Below are 4,918 nucleotides of genomic sequence, written 5' to 3'. Positions count from 1 at the left end.
TTCTTGAAGTTCTGGTCGTGCGTCATGCACCGGGGCCCTCCTTCCGTGGCGGGATTACCAAATCCTACCCGCTTGGCCGACCTTCCTCCAAATCGCGGCGGCCCGGGGCACTCTCAGGGCAAGTACTCGATCTCCGGCAAAACCAGTTCCCAGCGTTGACTACGTAGCCCCTCGCCATCGGCCTGCCGAGCCTCCCGCACGAGTACGGCTGATACTCGGACACCGATGATTCGACCCTCAGGTGGCGCGAACTTCTGGGCAAGCCGAGTCACGGCGGCGCCCTGGGGGTCCGCGATCTCCCATCCGACCTTGCCATCGGATCGGGCGCGCAACAGGAGGGGGCTTCCGACATCCAGCCGCGCCAGCGCATGGTGAATCGGTGCGCTCGGAGCAAAATAACCCGGCCATGACAGCACGATATGGCTGGGGTTCGCGACCCAGGTTCGATGGCTCAACCGGGGTTCCGCGGTAAATCCGGATGGCTTCGAGCGCAAAACAAGGGCCTCCATGTCGTGCATAAACGGGTGCGCGCCACCTGAGCGTTCGCAGATCGTGAGCGCCTTTCGGGCACGCGTCATTGCGACGTAGAAAAGTCGCCGCTCCTCATCACCGGCCTGCGACCAGCCACCGCCGTCGAGGATCAGCACGTGATCGAATTCCAACCCCTTGGCACGGTGAGCGGTCATCAACACCATCGGGCCATTGGGTAGGTCGTTGCCTGTGGCTGCGTCGCCGGACCCGTACTCGTAGAGGGACTCGATCAAATCCGAGACCACCCGCTCAGTGTCTGGCGCCACGGATTCGGTTTCCAAAATGAACCGCGCCAATGAGGCCCGAGAAGGGTGTGCAACCAGACCATCGATCGGAAGCCCAAATCGCATCTGGAACCAGCGCGACAACGTTTTCGCTTTGAGTAAGACTCGGCTGTTCCCCAGGCGTCTGCATTCCCCCCGGAGGAGCGACAACAACCACGCCCCTTCTCGGGTGGCGTGCAAATCAGGCAAGTGCTCATCGCGCAACAGCCGGACGGGTGTATTTTGAAGCCGACAAAGGGCCGCCATCGGTTCCAGATCGTCCCAACGACGGGCGATGACCGCGAACCGGCCCCACTGACCGAGCTGACCACCGGCGCGCAGCCCATTCAGGCGAGTGAGCTCCGCCAACGCCATCTGCACCTCCAAACCTAGATCACGCGGCACCTCAAGCACGTGGACCCGCCCTCTTGCTACAGGGTCAAGCTCCGCGAACTCGCCGCCGGGTGCCAGGTCCCTTCGCGCATGGTCGATGCGGATCTCCTGATCGCGCTTCATGCGCTCACGAGCGCGTGCGATCACTCGGTTGGAGCAGTCGATGATGTGACCCGTTGACCGGTAGTTCTCTACCAGATGGAAACGGTGCGCCCGGTAGTCGGTCTCGAACTGGCGAATGAAGCGTACGCTGGCCCCGCTGAAGGCATAGATGTTTTGATCGTCGTCACCGACCACCAGCAGGGAAAGCTGATCCTCCTCGCTCTTCAGAGTGCGCCCGGCCACTGCACTGATCAAATCGTAGTGATCGCCGTTGATATCCTGGTACTCGTCCACGAGAAGAAAACGCAGCCCCGCCAGGATACGATCACGCTCCACCGACGGGCCCAGATCATCGCCCTGCTCCGACTCTTTCAGGCGCCGGGTGGCCTCCCGGATCACCGCGTCGAAGTGGATCGTCTCTCCACGTTCTACCGCCACGGCATAACTCGTCCCGGTCAGCCGCATCGCCAACCCGTGCAGGGTCTGGACCGTAACACCCCCAGCATCTGCACCCACTAACGCCCACAGGCGCCGCCTAACCTCCACCGCGGCCGAGCGGTTGTAGGCAAGCACCATGATCTCTTCCGGAAGCACCATGCTTTCGCGCAGCAGCCACGCGACCCGGTGCACGATGACTCGGGTCTTTCCCGATCCCGGCCCAGCCAGCACCAGATGACTGCCCTCGAGGGGTGCCGCAACCACGGCCTGCTGCTCCGGGTTGCGAAGCTCAGTCAGGATGCGGCGATGCGCCGCCTCGGTGGTCGCCATCTCCAGGACTTCCTTGCGCCCCGCGAAATAACGCCTTATGAACTCACCGCGGTCCAGCGCGAAATAGTCGAGGATGAAGCCCATCGCCGCCTGGATCTTGGCCAGCCCCAGCCGTGCGTACTCGGCCATCACGTGGACCTGGACGATCTTGTCCTTGTAATGCAACGCGAGCTCGGTGTAATCGGACTTGCTGAACTTTCGGCGCCGCGCTTCGGGATTCAGTTCGATGCTCATCGCCGCACGGAAAACGGCCTTGCCCCGCGCCAGATGCAGAACCTCGTTCGTGTCGAGATAGATCAGGCTGGCCGGAAGCGCGACATCCCAGTTCTGGATAGCCAAGTCCTGCAGGGTGGTGTCCGTACTCAAAGCCGCTTCCAGATCACCTTGCTTACACGTCACCAGCAGGTTGTTGCCCTGTTTCTGCTCAAGAAAAAACCCGACCAATGCCTCGCACAACCGCATGCGTCGCCCACGAATCGTTTCGATCTCCTGCCAACTGCGCAACAGCTTGATAGAGCGGTGATCCTGCCCGCGAGGACGCAACGCGAACAGTCCTCGCTGCCCGGCCCCTTCACCGAATGGCTCGGCAAAAGACTTCAGGAGGCGTGTCAGTTTCTCGGGCGGAAAGTCCACACCGCTGTCCCGGCGCACGATGTCGCACAGGCGCCGTACATTGAGAATCTGCCAACCCTCTTGATCGGCATCCGGGGCTTCCTCGCGCAGGTTCCGAATCAGAAGATCTTCCAGTCGCCGAAGATCCTCCAGCCGCTCACGGGTATCCGGGTCACGGTAAAGCGTCACACCAATCTCGGTGTCGTTCGAAAGCAGCTTGAACTTGTCGAGTTCGCGCAGCATTGCACGCAGCCGCCGAGGGTCTTGCCCGGAGGCCAGCATCAACTCGTCAGTGGAGATCGCTTCATCATCCCGCGCCTGGATCAGCAGGGACAAAATGCGTAAATACGGTTCGATATCGGTTGCTGGCCCGAGCTTCTTGCGCAGCAGGGTCTCCGCTTCATTGAGATTTGCGACCAGCAGGCTGCCCGGGAACACCCGGGTATGATTCTCTTGGCGTTCCAGGAGTCTGGCTTCCTCCAGCCATGCCACCGCAATCCGAACCTTGGTGTCCGCATCCGACGCATCCGGATCCATCCGATGCTTCTCCGGGACTTCCAGCAGGATCTCGCCACTCGTCACTACGACGGAACCTTCGCTCCGATCTTTGCGCTCAATTGCTCGCAACGCCTTTAGGATGGCGTGGATGTCGTGCTGACTCAGCCGCGAGTTGCGCAGCAAACGAAACTGCACGTCGAGATCAACATCGTCATAGAGAAGGATGCACCGGGCCGGGTCCTGATCCCTGCCCGCGCGTCCGGCTTCCTGCAGGTAGTTCTCGAGTGAACCCGGCGTATCCAGATGGATCACCAAGCGCACGTCCGGCTTGTCGACTCCCATGCCAAATGCATTGGTTGCGGCGATCACCCTCAGGGTGCCGGAAAGGAACGACTCCTGAACCACGCGCTTTTCGGTCGGCAACATGCCGCCGTGAAAATAACCGCAGTCGAGCCCCGCTTCCTGCAGGAATGCGGCGACCTCCTCCACGGTTTTCTGACGCGCGCAAAAGACGATGGCACCCCCTTCCTCCTGAAGCGCATCCTGCAACAGCCGCAGCACTTCTGGGTACTTCGCCTGTGCCGGTACCTTTCTGACTTCATATTCCAGGTTTTCGCGGCTCACCCCGCCAGCCGCCACCTCGAGCGTGACACCGAGCACCTTTTCGAAGTGATTCCGAATATCCGCGACGACATCGGGTTTTGCCGTAGCGGTGAAGCCGAACACGGGCGACGGCTTATCTTTCTGTTTCGCTTTGATAAAACGCGAGACATGGAGATAGTCGGGCCGGAAGTCATGCCCCCATTTCGACAGGCAATGCGCCTCATCGAAAACCCACGTGCCCACCTCGCGGTGCATCAGCGCATTGGCGAAGGCAGTACTGCGAAACTGCTCCGGCGCAACAAAGATCAGGCCCAGGTCGCCCAACCTGAGTTTGTCCAGCATGACCCGGCGCTCCAATGGGTTCAATAAACTGTTGAGATACCCTGCGCAGGAAACCCCTCTTGCCTCGAGATTGTCGACCTGATCCTTCATCAGGGATTGAAGCGGGGAGATCACAACCGTGAGGCTGCCGTTGCGGTAATAGCGGGCCAGTGCAGGCAGCTGAAAGCACAGAGACTTCCCACCACCGGTCGGAAGGATCGCAAGGGTCGGACGACCCGTGAAACCGTTCTCCACGATGACCTGCTGCAAGGATCGCCCATCTTCGGTCGCAGGGCTCGACCGAAACCGCTCGATCCCCGGAAAGTAACGCGGCAACAGCGTCAGCAGATCGTGTTCTTCTCGGCACCAGGCACAATCCGGGTCCCCACAGGGTACGTCGCGCAGCGCTTGGATCACCTTCCGGCTGCCTGGGTAGCTCAATCCCACCCAGGGAGGCAGCACCGAGTTACCGCCGGAGACTCTGAGCCACGCCAACGCATAGGCCAGCGGCTTACGCCATCCGGAATCCGGCAGAAGCCTTTCGACAACGTGTTTCTGGGCTGTACTGCACACCTTTCCCGCCGTCGCCCGTTGCCAGGCGGCCCGTACTTCCTGGAGGGACGGCCTAAGGCCACGCCGCAGCGTCGCGAACAGGTTGGCCACTCCCTTACCATCTTCCGGGGCCAGCAGGTAATGCAGGCAGAGCATCTCGTCTGGATATTCATCGACCCGAGTACGGAAAGCCTCGCGTTGATCCAGAAACAACTCGTAGGCGAGCTCCGCATCTCGCACGGGGTCATTGCGGGTTGTGGTGCAGAGCTTGTAGT

At 61.1% G+C, this 4,918-nt stretch carries 1 protein-coding gene; it reads right to left on the bottom strand.

Features of this window, described 5'->3' with window-relative positions; genetic code table 11:
- Nucleotides 1–113 precede the first annotated feature (113 nt).
- Entirely contained in the window at nt 114–4,856 is a 4,743-nt protein-coding gene (locus EA346_RS14865) for a RecQ family ATP-dependent DNA helicase (RefSeq protein ID WP_296759899.1), read from the bottom strand.
- Nucleotides 4,857–4,918 lie beyond the last annotated feature (62 nt).

Origin of the sequence: Thioalkalivibrio sp., assembly GCF_007692535.1 — a bacterium.
GTDB lineage: Bacteria > Pseudomonadota > Gammaproteobacteria > Ectothiorhodospirales > Ectothiorhodospiraceae > Thioalkalivibrio.
The sequence above is the reverse complement of the archived record's forward strand: the minus strand, read 5'-3'. Positions and strand labels throughout refer to the sequence as shown.